Annotated in this window: 13 protein-coding genes and 1 riboswitch; of the genes, 9 read left to right on the forward strand and 4 right to left on the reverse strand. The window is 72.4% G+C overall.

Going from position 1 to position 17048, the window contains the following annotated elements:
- Positions 1-72: 72 nt before the first annotated feature.
- A complete protein-coding gene (locus E0L36_RS12485; protein ID WP_258016149.1) occupies positions 73-582 on the forward strand; it encodes a hypothetical protein in 510 nt (169 codons plus the stop codon).
- Positions 583-897: 315 nt separating this feature from the next.
- Here the strand turns inward: E0L36_RS12485 and E0L36_RS12490 are convergent, their stop codons facing one another.
- From E0L36_RS12490 to gcvT, 4 genes are all read right to left on the reverse strand, one after another.
- Positions 898-2280, reverse strand: coding sequence for an L-serine ammonia-lyase (locus E0L36_RS12490; RefSeq protein WP_180929091.1), 1383 nt, complete (start codon positions 2278-2280; stop codon positions 898-900).
- Between the two features lie 119 nt (positions 2281-2399).
- Positions 2400-3674: a serine hydroxymethyltransferase gene (glyA, locus tag E0L36_RS12495; protein ID WP_180929092.1), complete on the reverse strand. Its 1275-nt coding sequence runs from the start codon at positions 3672-3674 to the stop codon at positions 2400-2402.
- A gap of 56 nt (positions 3675-3730) precedes the next feature.
- On the reverse strand, positions 3731-4111 hold the full coding sequence (gene gcvH / locus E0L36_RS12500) for a glycine cleavage system protein GcvH (RefSeq protein ID WP_180929093.1): 381 nt from the start codon (positions 4109-4111) through the stop codon (positions 3731-3733).
- 516 nt (positions 4112-4627) lie between these two features.
- Positions 4628-5773 (reverse strand): glycine cleavage system aminomethyltransferase GcvT, encoded by a 1146-nt coding sequence (gcvT, locus tag E0L36_RS12505; RefSeq protein WP_180929094.1) that lies wholly within the window; start codon positions 5771-5773, stop codon positions 4628-4630.
- Positions 5774-5902: 129 nt separating this feature from the next.
- Positions 5903-6006: riboswitch (glycine riboswitch) on the reverse strand.
- Positions 6007-6163: 157 nt separating this feature from the next.
- On the opposite strand from gcvT, the gene E0L36_RS12510 reads away from it, so the two are divergent.
- The 8 genes from E0L36_RS12510 (at position 6164) to E0L36_RS12545 (ending at position 17025) form a co-directional block, all read left to right on the forward strand.
- Positions 6164-7018 carry an ATP-binding protein gene (locus E0L36_RS12510; protein WP_308416741.1) on the forward strand — a complete coding sequence of 285 codons (855 nt, stop codon included), beginning with the start codon at positions 6164-6166 and terminating at the stop codon, positions 7016-7018.
- Positions 7019-7139: 121 nt separating this feature from the next.
- Positions 7140-7910, forward strand: a complete 771-nt coding sequence (locus E0L36_RS12515; protein WP_180929095.1) for an enhanced serine sensitivity protein SseB — start codon at positions 7140-7142, stop codon at positions 7908-7910.
- Positions 7911-8148: 238 nt separating this feature from the next.
- A complete protein-coding gene (locus E0L36_RS12520) occupies positions 8149-8937 on the forward strand; it encodes an enhanced serine sensitivity protein SseB C-terminal domain-containing protein (protein WP_180929096.1) in 789 nt (262 codons plus the stop codon).
- 545 nt (positions 8938-9482) lie between these two features.
- Entirely contained in the window at positions 9483-10271 is a 789-nt protein-coding gene (locus tag E0L36_RS12525) for a hypothetical protein (protein ID WP_180929097.1), read from the forward strand.
- A gap of 56 nt (positions 10272-10327) precedes the next feature.
- The gene (locus tag E0L36_RS12530) at positions 10328-11518 is read left to right on the forward strand and encodes a fatty acid desaturase (protein WP_180929098.1); all 1191 of its coding nucleotides are present in this window, start codon (positions 10328-10330) and stop codon (positions 11516-11518) included.
- A gap of 4 nt (positions 11519-11522) precedes the next feature.
- Positions 11523-14159 (forward strand): diaminobutyrate--2-oxoglutarate transaminase, encoded by a 2637-nt coding sequence (ectB, locus tag E0L36_RS12535; protein ID WP_180929099.1) that lies wholly within the window; start codon positions 11523-11525, stop codon positions 14157-14159.
- A gap of 212 nt (positions 14160-14371) precedes the next feature.
- Complete coding sequence (locus E0L36_RS12540) at positions 14372-15628, forward strand: acetyl-CoA carboxylase biotin carboxylase subunit family protein (RefSeq protein ID WP_180929100.1); 1257 nt, start codon at positions 14372-14374, stop codon at positions 15626-15628.
- Positions 15629-15723: 95 nt separating this feature from the next.
- Positions 15724-17025 (forward strand): acetyl-CoA carboxylase biotin carboxylase subunit family protein, encoded by a 1302-nt coding sequence (locus tag E0L36_RS12545; RefSeq protein ID WP_180929101.1) that lies wholly within the window; start codon positions 15724-15726, stop codon positions 17023-17025.
- Positions 17026-17048: the final 23 nt, after the last annotated feature.

The raw sequence follows: 17048 nt of genomic DNA on the forward strand, positions 1-17048 counted from the left end.
CCCCGTGTGTGATCCCCGACGCACGTGGGGCGAGCGCCGGACAGCCTCGCGCGGGACCGGGAGGATGGGGGAATGAGTGAGCTGGGTGTCGCCCTGATCGCCGCCGGGGCCGCGATCGCGGGCGGAGTCGTCACCGGCTGGTACTCGCGCAGCGGCGGCATCCGGCAGGCCGAGGCCGCGCGGCACGCGGGCGAACGGCAGGCCGACGCGCTGCTGGAGTCGGTCCGGATGACGTTCCGGCGTGAGGCGAGGCAGCGGGCCCTCGCGCTCCGGCGCGAGACCTACGCCGAGTTCCTCGGTGCCGCCGAGACGCGGATCCTCGCCGAACGCACCGGCCGCGGCCGGGCCGATGACGAGGCCGGGTTCCAACGTGCCCTGGGCGCCCTCGCGTTGGAAGGACCCGCCGAGGTCGTGGAGGCCGCCGAACGGCTGGCCGAGTCCCTGCGGCGGCACCAGCCACCCGACGAACTCCACCGCGCGAAGCGGAGGTTCGTCGAGGAGGCCCGCCGCGCCCTCGACGACCCGACTGCGGCCGAGAGCGCCCCGAACACCCCGAACGACCCGGACTCCACCCCCACCTGACCCCCGCGCTCGACCCTCGCACACCCGACCGCGCGCCAGGCGGTCCCGCCTTTCATGCCGTTGTTGGCTTCCCGCCGACGCCGCACGCCGTGCCGGGTCCCACGACGCCCGGAACACGCCACGAACCGGAGCACGGCACCAGGGAGCACCGATGCACGAACGAGTGTCCCCACGAGGCCGTGCTGGCCGGGGTGCCGGACCGGGACGCCCCGGAGGACACCCGTGCCCACCCACCACCCGCCGCCGACACGTCCACCCCGTTCCGGCGCCCGGCCGTCGCGCGACGGCCGGAAGCTCCCGCCCGAGGCGGTGTCCTCAGCACTCGATGACGTTCACCGCCAGCCCGCCGCGCGCTGTCTCCTTGTACTTGACCTTCATGTCGGCGCCGGTGTCGCGCATGGTCTTGATGGCCTTGTCGAGGGAGACGTGGTGGCGTCCGTCGCCGCGTAGGGACATGCGGGCGGCGGTGACCGCCTTGACGGCGGCCATGCCGTTCCGTTCGATGCAGGGGATCTGGACGAGGCCGCCGACGGGGTCGCAGGTGAGGCCGAGGTTGTGCTCGATGCCGATCTCGGCGGCGTTCTCGACCTGTTCGGGGGAGCCGCCGAGGATCTCCGCGAGGCCGCCCGCGGCCATGGAGCAGGCGGAGCCGACCTCGCCCTGGCAGCCGACCTCGGCGCCGGAGATGGAGGCGTTCTCCTTGAAGAGCATGCCGATGGCGCCGGCGGCGAGCAGGAAGCGGACGACGGCGTCCTCGTCGGTGCCGGGGACGAAGCGTTCCGCGTAGTGCAGTACGGCGGGGATGATCCCGGCGGCGCCGTTGGTGGGGGCGGTCACCACGCGTCCCCCGGCGGCGTTCTCCTCGTTGACGGCCATGGCGTAGAGCGTGACCCACTCCATGGCGCGGGCCTCGGGTTCGCCCTCGGCGCGCAGATGCCGGGCGGAGGGCGCGGCGCGGCGCCGGACCTTGAGGCCGCCGGGCAGGATGCCCTCGCGGGAGAGGCCGCGGGCGACGCAGTCCCGCATGACCTGCCAGATCTCCAGCAGTCCGGCGCGGATCTCGGACTCGGTGCGCCAGGCCCGCTCGTTCTCCAGCATCAGCGCGGAGACGGAGAGCCCGGTGTCCCGGGTGAGGCGCAGGAGTTCGTCGCCGGTGCGGAAGGGGTGGCGCAGCACCGTGTCGTCGAGGGTGATGCGGTTCTCGCCGACCGCGTCCTCGTCGACGACGAAGCCGCCGCCGACCGAGTAGTAGGTCTTGGTGAGCAGGGCGGCGCCGGAGGCGTCCGAGGCGGTGAGCGTCATGCCGTTCGCGTGGTAGGGGAGCGAGCGGCGGCGGTGCAGTGTGAGGTGGCGCCGTTCCGAGAAGTCGATCTCGTGCGCGTCGCCGATCTCGGCGCCGAGGAGGCGCAGCCGTCCGGTCTGCCGGATCGCGGCGACGCGTTCGTCGGCCGCCTCGACGTCCACGGTGCGGGGCGATTCGCCCTCCAGCCCGAGGAGGACGGCTTTGGGGGTGCCGTGGCCGTGGCCGGTGGCGCCCAGCGAGCCGTAGAGGTCGGCGCTGACGGTGACGGTGTGCGCGAGGACGCCCTCGTTCTTGAGGCGCCGCGCGAACAGTCCCGCGGCCCGCATCGGGCCGACCGTGTGCGAGCTGGACGGGCCGATGCCGATCGAGAAGAGATCGAAGACGGAGATGGCCATGGCGTTCGGACTCCCTCGTCCGTGGTGCGGGCGGTGGCGTGGTGCGGGGGAGCGGCCGGGGACGCCGCGGGGATGGGGCGGGCGCCCCGCGGATCGCGGGGCGCCCGGAGTGGTGACGCTCAGGCGCTGAGGCCGGGGTACAGGGGGTGCTTTTCGGCCAGTGCCGTGACGCGGGCGGCCAGGGTCTTGGCCGCGGCCTCGTCGTAGGAGGGGGAGAGGGTCTCCGCGATGATGTCGGCGACCTCCCGGAAGTCCTCCTCCTGGAAGCCCCGGGTGGCCAGCGCCGGGGTGCCCACCCGCAGCCCGGAGGTGACCATCGGCGGGCGCGGGTCGTTCGGGACCGCGTTCCGGTTGACCGTGATCCCGACCTCGTGCAGCCGGTCCTCGGCCTGCTGGCCGTCGAGCGCGCTGTTCCGCAGGTCGACCAGGACGAGGTGCACGTCGGTCCCGCCGGAGAGCACCGAGACGCCGGCCGCCACCGCGTCGGGCTGGAGCAGCCGCTCGGCGAGGATCTTGGCACCGGCCAGGGTGCGCCGCTGGCGGTCCGCGAACTCCTCGCTCGCCGCGATCTTGAAGGAGACCGCCTTCGCCGCGATCACGTGCTCCAGCGGGCCGCCCTGCTGACCGGGGAAGACCGCGGAGTTGATCTTCTTCGCGTACTCCTTCCTGGAGAGGATCACGCCGCCTCGCGGGCCGCCGAGGGTCTTGTGGGTCGTGGTGGTCACCACGTCCGCGTACGGGATGGGGGAGGGGTGCAGCCCGGCCGCGACCAGTCCGGCGAAGTGCGCCATGTCCACCATCAGCAGCGCGCCGACCTCGTCCGCGATCCGGCGGAAGGCCGCGAAGTCCAGCTGGCGCGGGTAGGCGGACCAGCCCGCGATGATCATCTGGGGCCGGTGCTCGCGGGCCAGCCGCTCGACCTCCGCCATGTCGACCTGGCTGGTCTCGCCGTCCACCTGGTAGGCGACGACGTTGTAGAGCTTGCCGGAGAAGTTGATCTTCATGCCGTGGGTCAGGTGGCCGCCGTGCGCCAGGTCCAGGCCCATGATGGTGTCGCCCGGCTTGAGCAGCGCGAACATCGCCGCCGCGTTGGCCTGGGCCCCGGAGTGCGGCTGGACGTTGGCGGCCTCGGCGCCGAAGAGCCGCTTGATCCGGTCCCGGGCGATGTCCTCGACGACGTCGACGTGTTCGCAGCCGCCGTAGTAGCGGCGGCCGGGGTACCCCTCGGCGTACTTGTTGGTGAGGACGGAGCCCTGGGCCTCCAACGCGGCGACCGGCGCGAAGTTCTCCGACGCGATCATCTCAAGGGTGGACTGCTGACGGTGGAGCTCGGCGTCGACGGCGGCGGCGACGTCCGGGTCCACCTCGTGGAGGGAGCTGTTGAGAAGCGACATGAAAACCTTCCATCCTGCGGGCGCGGAGGGTGACGTGGGCGGACTGGCTCCGGTGCTCAGCCGCCCGTGGCGAACGCGGCGTACTCGTCGGCGGTGAGCAGTCCTTCCGGCTCTCCCTCGATCCGTACCTTGAACAGCCAACCGCCCTCGAACGGCGCCGAGTTCACCAGCGCCGGGTCGTCGGCGACCTCCTGGTTGGTTTCCGTGACCTCGCCGGAGACCGGCGCGTAGAGGTCGCTCACCGACTTGGTCGACTCCAGCTCACCGCAGGGCTCGCCCGCGGTGACCTGGGCCCCGACCTCGGGGAGCTGGACGAACACGACGTCGCCGAGGGCCTCGGCGGCGTGTGCCGTGATACCGATCGTCGAGACGCCGTCCACGGCGTCCGACAGCCACTCGTGCTCCTTGCTGTAGCGGAGCTGCTGGGGGTTGCTCATGAGGTGATTCTCCCGGATGAGAGTGCCTACGGGGAAAACGGCGGGGGCGGGTGGGATGGGAGTCACGTCCTTGACAGGCGCCGTGACCTCGGGGGGTGGAGTTTCGGATATATCGGATCGCGGTCAGGGGACGGGGAGTTGGGGCTCACACGCCACGGGGGACGGGCGCCGCCCCGCCTCCCGGGACGCACGCGGCGGCCCGGCCCGGGAGGCGGTGGCGGGGCCGGTACGGGACACCGTCCGCGGGTGACCCGGCGCGCCCGGTCCCGGTTCGGGGGAACCGGAGCCCCGCCCGGCGCGCGGGGCGCGGCCCACCCCGGCGGACGGGGATCGGGCGCGGGCTCCGGCGTGGGCCACCGGGCGGCTGGCCGGTACGGGACGGTCGGTCCGGCCACCGTCCACAGGGACCGACCCGCCCGCCCCGGACGGCTCGCGAGGCGACCCGCGCCGACCGCACCGGACCAGACGCCGACCGCACCGACCGGACGCGGCGCCGGGTTCGGGGCCCGGCCCCGGCTACCGCTCCCGTTGGTAGAAGGGCAGCGCGACGATCTCGTACGGCTCTCGGGAGCCACGGATGTCGACCGCCACGCCGGGGGTGCCCGGCTCGGCGTACCCGGCGTCCACGTAGGCCAGCGCGATCGGCCTGCCCAGCGTGGGGGAGGGGGCGCCGGAGGTGACCTCGCCGATCACCGTGCCGTCCACCGTGGTCACCTGGTAACCGGCGCGGGGGACCCGGCGGCCCGTGGCCACCAGCCCCGTCAGCCGCCGCGGGGGAGCGGACTCGGCGCGCTGGGCCGCCGCCTCCAGGGACGCGCGGCCCACGAAACGGCCCCCGTTCGTGGTCTTGCCGAACTTCACCACCCGGCCCAGACCGGCGTCGAACGGCGTGGTCTCGCGGGACAGTTCGTGCCCGTAGAGCGGCATCCCGGCCTCCAGGCGCAGCGTGTCCCGGCAGCTGAGGCCGCACGGCACCAGCCCGGCCCCGGCGCCCGCCTCGCTGACCGCCTCCCAGACGGCCACGGCCGCGTCCGGCGTCACGAAGAGTTCGAAGCCGTCCTCCCCGGTGTAGCCGGTGCGGGCGATGAGCGCCTCGGTTCCGGCGACCTTGCCGGGCGTCGCCGCGTAGTACCGCAGGCCGGTGAGGTCGGCGTCGGTCAGGGTGGCCAGGATCCCGGCGGCCTCCGGGCCCTGGACGGCGAGCAGCGCGTAGGCGTCCCGGTCGTCGCGGACGGTGGCCTCGCCGCCGGTGGCCGCGAACGCCTCCCGCCGCTCGGTCAGCGCGTCCAGCACCACCCGCGCGTTGGCCGCGTTGGCGACGACGAGGTAGACGTCCTCCTCCGTGCGGTAGACGATCAGGTCGTCCAGGATGCCGCCGCGCTCGTCGCAGATCATGGTGTAGCGGGCCCGGCCGACGGCGAGTTTGGCGAAGCTGCCGACCAGCGCGTAGTCCAGCAGGGCGCCCGCGTCCCGGCCGCTCAGGGTGATCTCACCCATGTGGGAGAGGTCGAAGAGGCCCGCGCGGGCGCGGACCGCCAGGTGTTCCTCGCGCTCGCTGCCGTACCGCAGCGGCATGTCCCAGCCGGCGAAGTCGGTCATGGTGGCGCCGAGGGCGCGGTGTTTCGCGTCCAGCGCGGTCGTACGGGGGGACTGTGCGCTCATGTCAGGCTCCCGGGCAGGGTGATGGGGATGTCCTCCCCATCTGTCATCGGAACCTGAGAGGTTCGCCGGTAGCGCTGGACCGGCTTGCACCGTGGGTGGAGCCGCGGACGGCTCGCTTTTCAGATCTGCCTCACCCGCGCGGTATCGGGGCCTGAGAGATTCAAGGGAGGATCTTGCTCCTTCGGCGCCCCGACGCGCTCGCTGCGCTCCGGGGACTCTCCCGCGCGGGTTCTAACGGCCGGTATGCAGTTGGTGGCCCGCCCATCATGGCACGGGAGGGCGGTACATGGGCCCCCTGGTAGGCGAGCAATCCTCTTGAACCCCATTACCTTTTGTTGACACTCTCGGAGGGCCGCGGCGGAGCGGTCGGATCCGGGGAGGACGACTTAGGTGGCGAACCTGCGCAGCGCGTACGCGACGGTGGCGGAGGGCGTGACGGCGGCGGCCCGGCGCCGTGCGGGGGAGGGCACCCGTCCCCCCGTACCGCGTCCGCCCCCGCGGATGGGGCGGGTCCGGGACCTGCGCGGCACCGCCCCCGGCCCGGCCGGGACGGCGGCCCCGGAGGTCCGGCCGGACCCCGGCCACCGCACCCTCCGCCTCCCGGAAGGGGCCCGGCTGGTGATCTCCGGGCTGCCGGGCAGCGGCAAGTCCACGCTCATCCGGCGCACCGTGCCCGACACCCTTCCCGGCCCCACCCGCCCCACCGGCGGGGCCGCGGGAACCTCCGGCGCGGGCGCGGGTTCGCCCGGCGCGTCCGCCGAGGTGCGCCGGATCGACTCGCAGGACACCAGGGAGCGGTGGGAGCGCGCGCTGCCGGACGCCCTGCGCTGGCTGCCGTACGCCGTCTACCGGCCGCTGGTGCGGATCGCCCACTACCTGCGGCTGTACGCGGCGCTGGCCTCCGGCGCCGGTGTCGTCGTCCACGACTGTGGCACCCAGGGCTGGGTGCGGCGGTGGCTCGCCTGGGACAGCCGGCGGCGCGGGCGGACCCTCCATCTGCTGCTGCTCGACGTGCCGCCCGAGGTGGCGCTCCGGGGGCAGAGCGAACGCGGCCGTGGTGTCTCCGGGTACGCCTTCCTCCGCCACCGCCGCGCGGTGCGACGGCTGATCACCGAGGCGGAGTCGGGTGTGCTGCCGCGGGGCTGCGCCTCGGTGGTGCTGCTGGACCGCCAGTCCGCCGCCCGGCTGGACCGGATCGACCTCGGTCAGCGCTCCGGCGCGGCACGGCTGCCCGCCCCCCGCTGAGCCGTCGCCCCCGGCCGGCTCGCGTCGTCGCCGCGCCCCGCCGTTCCCGGTCCGAAGGGGTTCCGCCCCCGCCCGGGAGCGCGGGGTCCGGTGCGAGCGGGGTGGCCTACCATGTGCGGCCATGAGCTTCCCGCAGCATGACGACCCCGGGCCCGGCGGCGGCTGGCCCGGTAACGAGTTGGAGGAGACCCTGGCCGCGTCGCTGGAGACGCCGAACGCCGGGGCGCGGCTGCTGGAGGTGCTGGGCCGCAGCCGGGTGTGGCTGCCACTGCCGGAGGGCGGCGGTCCGGAGAGCCCCGACCTGGACGTGCCGACGATCGAGCTGGGGGGCGCCCCGTACGTCCCGGTGTTCAGTTCCGAGCAGCAGTTCCGCCAGGTCTCCGGGGCGCATATGAGCCACACCGTGGCTCCGGCGCGGGAGTTCGCGCGCGGGCTGCCGCCCGGGGTCGGGATCGCGGTGAACCCGGAGGGCACGGTCGGAGTGCCGCTGCCGCCGGAGGCGGTGGCCGAACTCTGCAAGAGCACCGCCGCCGAGCAGGCGCTGAGCGGCGGCCGGGGCTCCCGGGTGCGGCTCTTCGAGCCGGACTGGCAGGAGGACCCGGTCACCTTCCTCGCCGCCGCCGGGCGGGAGTTCGACGCGCTCGGTCCGGTGCGGAGCGCGCGCCGGGCGCTGGCCAGCGCGGAGGGCGACCCGCCCGCGCTGTTCGTCGGGGTCGAACTCGACCTGCTGGAGCCGGAGTCGCGGCAGGCCGTCCATGACGCGCTGAGCCGCGCGCTGGGGCAGGCGCCGGTGCCCTGGCCGGTGCAGCTGGTGTTGCTGGACGCGGCGCGGGACCCGGTGGTGGAGTGGATGCGGCAGTGCGTGCGCCCCTTCTACTCCCGCGTCTCCTGAGGCCGGGGCGGGCGACGCCGTCCCCGGTCGTGGGCGCGCGCCGTGGGCCCGGCGCCCGACCGGGCGGTGGGCAGGGTACGCCGGTGGTGGCCGGGGCTCGTAAGCTGGTGCCCGGCGGGTGGTCGCCGGCCGGCCCCGCGCGGTGGGACGGGCGCGGGCGGAGCGGCAGGTGCCGGGTGGCCCCCGGTGTGACGGATACCGGAGAACGCCGGGAACGCGGTGGAGGAGAGGCGGCCAGGTGAACGGGGGCAGCGGGGGAACGGTCGAGCGCCTGCTGGGGCAGGTGACGCCCGGAGAGTACGGCGCCTACGAGGAGTTGCTGTCCGCGTTGGCGGACAGCCAGCTGTGGATGCTCCTCTGGAACGGCGAGCCGGGCTCGCCGGACGCCCAGTACGGGAACATGGAGGTCGCCGGGTACGGCTACGCGCCCTGCGTCACCTCGTCCGAGGAGCTGGCCCGTTCCGGCTGGAACCGGGCGCACGAGGTGGTGAGCGGCCGGGACATCGCGGCGGCCCTCTTCCCCGAGCGCTGGGGTATCTGGCTCAACCCCCACGCGGGCAACGGCGGCCTGGGCGTTCCCTGGCTGGACCTGCGGCGGCTGGCCAACGGCCTGGACCGGGTGCCCGCCGGGCCGTTCCGGATCGGTGAACCCACCCTGGACATCCCGCAGTTCTACGCCCTGCTCACGCAGAACGCGCACCACACCTCGGCGGTGCGCTCCCTGCGCAGGGCCTGGGTGCATCCGGCGCTGGGCGCGCCGTTCCTCGCCATCGGGCTGGAGCTGTACGACAGCGGACCGGGGCCGGTGGAGTCGGCGCGGCTGATGATGCGGCAGTCGGTGGCCGCCGCGCCGGACGGACTGCCCGTCTCCAGCGTGGACATGGCGGACGACTACGACCCGGTCGTGATGTGGCTGCGCCGCAACACCCGCCCGTTCTTCGACCGGGAGGCGCATGTGGGCACCGGGTGGATCGTCGCGCCGAGTTCGGCGCCCGATCCGGGCCAGGGGTATCCGGGCGCGTTCTGACCGCGCCCGCCGTGTCCGTGAGGTGAGCGGCCCGGGCGGGCGGCCCGGGGCCGGGACGGACAACCGGCCGCCGTGGGGCGTGGGTTGACGCGGAGTCACCGGCCGGGCGCTGCCGGGTGGTGGGGCGGTCCGCTGACCGTGGCGGGCGCCCGGTTGACCTGTCCGGGGGTGCGCGGCCGACCGTTCGGGCACGCCGGACGGGACTCCGGGCCGCGCCGTTCCGTGGCGGTGTGGGGGCGTGGCCGTGGGGCGCCGCGCGGGCCGTGGGCCGTCCGCTGGCACACCGTGATCCGGCCGGTACGGGCTGTTTTGACATGTCCCCGCCCTAGTGCCGTCCTTCTTGTGACTGTCGTCATCACGAGGACTTCTCCAACTTGTCACACCATGTGGCGGAGGGACAGGCTCGCTCAGAGGAAGCGTGATCCTCCGCTGTGGACTGCGAACGCCGCAGCGCAATCTGGCGTGGACGAAGGGCAGCGCAGCCACAAGCGAACGTAGCTCACCCCACGGCATGCGACGCGAGGGACTCATTGACTGTCAACGACGTGCAAGAGAAGACTGCCTACCCGGCCGCCAACGATGTGCACGGCATTCTTGAGACGCATTTCGCCGAGGTGTTCTCGGGAGAGGCGCTCGCGGAAATCCAGCAGAATTTCCAGAACGAGCACGTGGTGCCGTTGCGTGGATTCTGCCCACCCGAGTTGCTGAAGGCGCTCCAGAACGAGGCGTCCGGCATCATGGACGAGCACGGTGTCGACCGCAGCTTCAACTTCGACATCACCGACGGCACCCCGCGTCAGATGACCACCGTGGGTCAGCCCATCATCAAGGACCACGGCCCGCTGATCGACGCCGTGTACTTCTCCGGAGCCCTCAAGACGCTCCTCACTGACGTGTTCGGCGAGGAGGTCTTCACCTGCCCCTACGCGGGCGAGCACTACGTGATCAGCCGGCTCGGCAAGTCCGGTGACACCCACGGCTGGCACTGGGACGACTACACCTACGGCTTCATCCTCGTCCTGGAGACCCCGGACTACCGGGACGGCGGCTTCGTGCAGGCCGTGCCGCACACCTCCTGGGACAAGGAGAACCCGGACGTGCACGGGGCGCTGCTGAGCAGCCAGGTGCGCTCGTACGCCTTCCAGCCCGGCGACGCGTACGTGATCAAGACGAACACCACCATGCACCGGGTGTACCCGATCCGTGGGGAGACCCAGCGGACCATCGTCAACACCACCTGGGCGAGCCGGTCGGACCTCGACCGCGACATGACCCACGAGACCAACGACGCGCTCTTCGGCGGCACCGGGGAAGCCCAGCCCGTCGCGGTCTGAGGTGCCGGGAGCCCGGCGCGATGAGAGAGCCGCACAACGCAACGGAGGAGGAAACGGTGCAGGCTGAGACCAGCCCGCGCGAGACCATGCGCGGTCTACCGCGCTTCGTACAGCCGTACCTGACGTGGGTGACCGGCGTCCCGCTGGAGGGCGGGAAGCAGCTGATCCCGTGGAGCCCGGCCAAGGCGGGGCTGCTCGGCCTGTTCCAGATGGCCGTCGGCATCACCCTGGGCGCGTTCATGCTCAACCCGTTCACCGCCTGGTCGGTGCCGGTGCTGGTCCTGAGCAGCATGCTCACGACCGGCGGTATGCGCCGTCTCGACGTGGTGGTGGTGCACCAGACGCTGCACCGCATGTTCGCCAAGTCCGCCGGGGCGAACCGGGTGGTGGGCGAGCTGATCACCACCTTCTTCTGGCGGATGCCGTACGACGAGAACCGGAAGGAGCACCTGCTCCACCACGCCTACCCCTGCTCGCTCAAGGACGGGGACACGCTCTACCTGCTGTCCACCGGAATGCGCCCGGGGATGACCCGGAGCGAGTTCCGCAGGTACCTGCTGACGGCGCTGTTCTCGCCCAAGCACCACGGGCGGTTCTTCTTCGGGCGGGTCAAGTCCAACTTCGTGGGCGTGCACCCGCGGTACCGGCTCGTCATGTCGCTGGTCTACCTGGCGGCGACGGTGACCTTCCTCTGGCTCACCGGCTGGTGGGTGGAGTGGCTGGTGCTCTGGGTGCTGCCCGTCTCGGTGCTCTTCCAGGCGTGCACCTACCTCTACACCATGACCGAGCACCGCTGGTGGCTGTTCGGCAACCAGGAGCGGCTGCCCCGCGACAAGCGGGACCTGCTGACCTTCGGCCGGTTCTGCGGCGAGGCCGCCCCGGACGGTTCGCACACCGGTTTCGCCAAGGTCGGCGCCTGGAGCCGGTGGACCTTCCGGATGCTGGTGGTGCACTCCTCGTACCGGATGTTCGTCCTGGTGGGCGACACCGTCCAGCACGACCTGCACCACGTCATGCCGGCCTGTGACTGGGCCAACTCGCCCTGGATACGCGCCGACGACGTGGGCAACCGGCCCGAGCGGTACACCGAGATCTGGGGTTCGCTCGCCGACCACCTGCGCGCCGCGGGACAGGTCGACGACTCCCGGGTGGGGCTGCCCAGCGACGTGGTGCCCACCGCGTGGGAGGAGTCCGAGTCGGTTCTCCTCGCCCAGGCACCCTCCGGCTCGTCCTCCTCAGGCAGGTGACCCTTTGAGCAGCGTACTCGTCGTCGATGGAACCGGTCGCGGGCACGCGATCTGCGACCTGTTCGTGCGTACCGACCCGGCCATGACGGTGTACTACGGTCCGGGCGGCGGCGCCATCGACGAGCCGCGCATCGTGACGGTGGACCGGATCACGTTCGACGACCCGAGCACCGCGCTGGACTTCCTCGCGGAGCAGCCGGTCGACTTCGTGTTCGTCTCCAACATCGACGCGTTGTCGGTGGGGTACGCCGACGTCCTCTCCGCGGCGGGCCACCGCGTCATCGGCCCGTCGCGGGAGGCCGCGAGCCTGGAGGCGAGCAAGGAGCGCGGTAAGCGGTTCTGCGCCGAGTACGGGCTGCCCACCGCCGCCTTCACGGCCTTCACCGACCCGGAGGCGGCCCGGAAGCACGTGCGCGAGGTGCCGCACGCCTGCGTGGTGAAGACCGACGGCCTCACCCCCGACGGGGACGGCGCCGTGGTCTGCGACACCGCCGCGCGGGCCGAGGACGCGGTGGACGCCTTCGCCGCCGAGCAGGGCGAGGACTTCCACGTCGTGGTGGAGGAGCGGCTCTACGGCCGGGAGATATCGGTGTTCGCGCTGCTCGACGGCGAGAACTACCTGATGTTCCCGACCGGCCTCGACTTCAAGCGGGTGCTGGAGGGGGACGGTGGCAAGAACTGCGACGGCATGGGCTCCGTCGCCCCCCACCCGGACATCACCCCCGCCCTGGAGGAGGAGATCCGCCGGGTCCTGCTGGACCCGTTCATGACGGGGATCCGTGCCGAGGGCCTGCGCTACACCGGCTTCGTCTACATCGGCGCGATGATCACCGCGGACGGGCTGCGCACCATCGAGATCAACGCGCGGTTCGGGGACTCCGAGGCCGAGGCCGTACTCCCCGGTGTGCGCAGCGACTTCGGGGAGCTGTGCCACGCGGTGCTCGACGGCGAGCTGGACCGCTTCCGGCTCGACACCGACGGGCGGGTGCGCTGCTCGGTCGCGCTCACCCAGGGCGGACTCGGGGACGCCGCCGACGGGGATGCCCCGGGCTGGCCGTTCGGCCGCTTCGAGACCGGTCAGCCGGTCCGGGGGCTGGACGCGGTCGACCAGGGCCGGGCCCGGCTGTTCCACGCCAACATCGCACCCGGCGCCGGGGGAGACCCCGTCACCACCGGAGGCCGGGTGCTGCACGCCGTCGGTTCGGGGGACACCCTGGCCGAGGCACGCGCGGCCGCCTACGGCCAGATCGGCCGGATCTCCTTTCCGGGAATGCGGTACCGCGCGGATATCGGGGAGCCGCCGAGCGCCCCGACCAGCTGGGCCGAACCAGGCACCCTGGCCACCGGAAAGGGGTTACCCATGGCGCTCGCCGCCGGTGACGGCACCGTGTTCGAGGAGAACGAGTCCGCGGTCCGTTCGTATTCGCGGTCCTTTCCCGCCGTGTTCACCACGGCGAAGAACGACCGCCTCTACACCGCCGATGACACCTGCTACGTCGATTTCCTCTCCGGCGCCGGCACCCTCAACTACGGCCACAATCCCGAGCCGGTGAAGGAGGCCGTTCTCGCCTATCTGCGGGACGACGGACTCGTGCACGGCCTCGACATGGCCACCGCCGCGAAGGCGGAGTTCCTGCGGGCGTTCCGGGAGTGCGTGCTGGACCCAAGGGACCTCGACTACCGGGTGCAGTTCACCAGCCCCTCCGGCACCAACGCGGTCGAGGCGGCGCTGAAGCTGGCCCGGCTGGTCACCGGGCGCACCAACGTGGTCTCGTTCAGCGGCGGTTTCCACGGGGTGAGCACCGCGGCCCTCTCGGCGACCGGCTCCGGCCACTTCCGGCAGGGCCTGGAGGACACCCTCCCGACGACCACGCACATCCCCTACCCCGACTCCCCGCTGGGCGAGTTCGACAGTCTCGGACTGCTGCGGCGGCTCCTGGACGACGAGAGTTCCGGGGTCGAGCGTCCGGCCGCCGTGCTCATCGAGACGGTGCAGGGCGAGGGCGGTATCTACGTCGCGCCCGACGGGTTCCTGCGCGAGCTGCGTGAACTCTGCGACCAGCACGGGATGTTGCTGATCGTCGACGACATCCAGGCGGGCTGCGGGCGCACCGGCGCCTTCTTCTCCTTCGAGCACGCGGGGATCGTCCCGGACCTGGTGACGCTCTCCAAGTCGATCGGCGGCTACGGGCTGCCGATGGCGCTGCTGCTGATCGCGCCGGAGCTGGACGTCTGGCGGCCCGGACAGCACAACGGCACCTTCCGCGGGCACCAGCTGGCCTTCGTCGCGGCCACCGCGGCGCTGCGCCACTACTGGTCGGACCCCGGCTTCGCCGCCCAGGTGGTGAAGAAGGGCGAGCTGGTGGGCGACTGCCTCCAGCGGCGGGTGGCCGGCCCGTTCGGCGCCCGGGTGCGCGGCAGGGGGCTGATGTACGGCATCGACCTGAGCCCGGTCGAGGGCGTGGACGCGGCCAAGGTGTCCCGGCTCTGCTTCGAGAAGGGTCTGGTGGCGGAGGCGTGCGGGCGGCGGGACGAGGTGCTGAAGCTGCTCCCGCCGCTGACCATCAGCCAGCTCAACCTCTCGCTGGGGCTGGACACCATCGTCGCGGCGATCACCGAACTCGCCGAAAACCAGGGGTAGTTGGGGAAGCACGACATGGCGGCCGCGCCACGCCCGGCGGTAGTGTCGGGCCCGTTCCCCGCGGGAGGACCGTGGGGGCGGGCCCGGCCGGGGCACCCCGGCGGAGGCCGTCACCGGGGCGACCCGGAAGCGCGGGCCCGCGCGCGCGGCGGAGGCGGCGGCGCGGGCAGGACGGGTAAGACGGGCAGGACGAGCATGGGGTCAACACCAGCATGAAAACCGCAGTCATCATCTCCACCCGGGGTATCGGCGTCTTCCGGCACGACCTGCTCGTCGAGCCGGACGCCGTCCGTCTGATCGGCGTCTTCGCCGACCGGGACATCGAGAACCTCACCGACGAACAGCGCGCGTGGTTCGAGCAGGTCCACGTGGTGCGGTGCGGGCAGGACGACCCGACGCCGATGCTCTACTCCCTCGTCGACCTCGCGGAGGCGCGGGAGGTCGTGGGCGAGGTGCTGCGGGAGACCGACGCCGCCGACCTGACCGTCCACTGCTACGACGAGCAGAACATGCTGGCCGCCGCCGAGATCCGGAGCCACTTCGGGCTCCGCGGCCCCGGGCTGGACGACATCCTGCCCTACCGGGACAAGATCCGGATGAAGGACCTCCTGGTGAAGGCCGGGGTCCGGGTGCCGAAGTTCGGGCGGTACGAGCCCGCGCGCTTCGCCGCCGACGCCGAGGGCTACTTCCGGGACCTCACCGGCGAGTTGGGGCTGCCGTTCATCCTCAAGCCGACCGACGCCGCGGCGGCCGAGGGCGTGTACAAGATCAGGGACCTGGCGGAGTTCACCGCGCTCCCCGCCGACTTCGGACGGGACTACGAGTACGAGGAGTTCGTCGAAGGCACCATCTACAGCGTCAACATCGTCACGCGGGACGGCGAGACCGTGTTCGGCGGCGTCACCGAGTACCTGGTGAACTCCTTCGAGGTGCCGAACGGCAAGGTCAACGCGGACATCAACCTGATCGACTCGGATCCCCGGGTCGCGCGCATGGTCGGCTTCGCCGAGCGGGCGCTGGACGCCCTCGGTCGGCTGGACGGCGGCTCGCACCTGGAGCTGTTCCTCACCGCCGAGGACGAGATGGTCTTCCTGGAGGTCGCCGCCCGCTTCAAGGGCATGGCGGGACTCGCCGCGATGCAGCGCAACTACGGCATCGCCTTCGTCAACCTGGCCTTCGAGATCGAGTGCGGCGCCAGGAGCCACCCCTACGACGGGGAGCAGGTCTACTGCTTCGACGGCGTGGTCCCCAAGACCCACGGCGTGGTCGCCGAGCTGGTCGACCCGGAGCTGGAGAGCGACGTCGAGATGACCTGGAAGGTCGAGGTCGGCGAGGAGATCGAGAAGAGCAACTCGCTGCTCGCCAACGGCGGTACCTTCCTCGTCTCCAACAAGGACTACGAGGCCGCCTACCGGGACTTCCACCGGCTCGCCACCTACCAGCCCATCCGGTACCAGACCGCGGGCTGACGCGCGCCGTCCCGCTCCCGAGACGCCCGCCCGCGCCCACCGGCCGCCGGGCGGGCCCCACGACCGTACGTAACGCACCCGTCGAGGACGCCTCCATGAAGAACGCCTTCGTCCTGCTCGAACTCCTCAACCACATGGTGCTGGTGGCCCAGGAGGCCAAGGCCCGTGGCTACCACGTCGTCGCGCTCAACCACGACCCGCTGCGCGACTCCGGCCCCTTCGCCGTGCCGGACGGTGTGGTGGACGAGGTGATCCCCGTCGAGTCCTGGGCGGACGAGGAGCAGCTCGGCAAGATCCTCGACGACGTGCTGGGCCGGTACCAGGTGGCCGGGACCTACACCGCCTTCGAGGCGGCCCTGCCCGCCGAGGCGGTCCTCCGCGAGCGCGCCGGGCTCCCCGGCAACGGCCCGGAGACCACCAGCACCGCGCTCGACAAGATCGAGGTCCGCCGGATCCTGCGCGAGAACGGCCTCTCCGGCCTCGGCTCGGCCTCCCTGACCGAGGCGCTGGAGTGGACCGAGTGGCCCTTCGCGGGCGGCGCCATCCTCAAGCCCGCCAACGGCACCGGCAGCGCGCTCTGCTTCCGCGTCTCCTCGCTGGAGGAGCTGCGCGAGGCCGTCGAGCGGACCCGGTCCGTCGAGGTCGTCAACCCGCTGATGCGCGAGTACGTGGAGCGGCACGGCGGCTTCGTGCTGGAGGAGGAGGCCACCGGCGAACTGCTCTCCGTGGAGTGCCTCGTGGACCGGGGTGAGGTCCACGTCCTCGGGCTGATGGGCCGGTACGTCCTGGCGTCCGACCCGGTGGTGGAGGCCGGCACCCGCTTCCCCTACGACCACCCCAGGACGCCGGAGATCATCGAGCGGGTCACGGCCTTCCACCGCTGCCTGGGTGTTCGCCACGGACCGACGCACATCGAGGTCATGGTGGTGGAGGACGGGCCGGTCGAGCTGATCGACTTCAACCTCCGCAGCGCCGGGGTCGCCACCGTGGTCTGCTTCTCCGAGGCGTTCGGCACCCGCCACGAGGAGGTCCTCACCGACCTCGCCTGCGGCGTCACACCGGACCTCGGCTTCCTCGGCGGCCCGATCCGCTACACCGCCGAGATGCTGGTCCTGCCCCCGCCGAACTCGACCCTGATGGAGTCGCTGGAGTTCCCCGAGGGCTCGTTCTGCCAGCGGCTGATGCGGCCCCTCGGAAAGCCGCTGTCCGGCCGCTCGGACCAGCTGGACGTGGTCTGCATGTTCAACGTCAGCGCGGACACCGCCGCCGAGGTGCACACCAAGGTGCTGGAGGCCCGCCGCGCCACCGTCTTCAACGGGGAGCCGCTGGGCGACAACCCCAACAACGACCTGGCCTTCTCCCCCTACCTCGCCCGGGACATGCCCCGGCTGCACTGAGGCCCCGCGCCCCGGCCGCCCCG

Origin of the sequence: Streptomyces sp. AJS327 (genome assembly GCF_013450295.1) — a bacterium.
Lineage (GTDB): Bacteria > Actinomycetota > Actinomycetes > Streptomycetales > Streptomycetaceae > Streptomyces.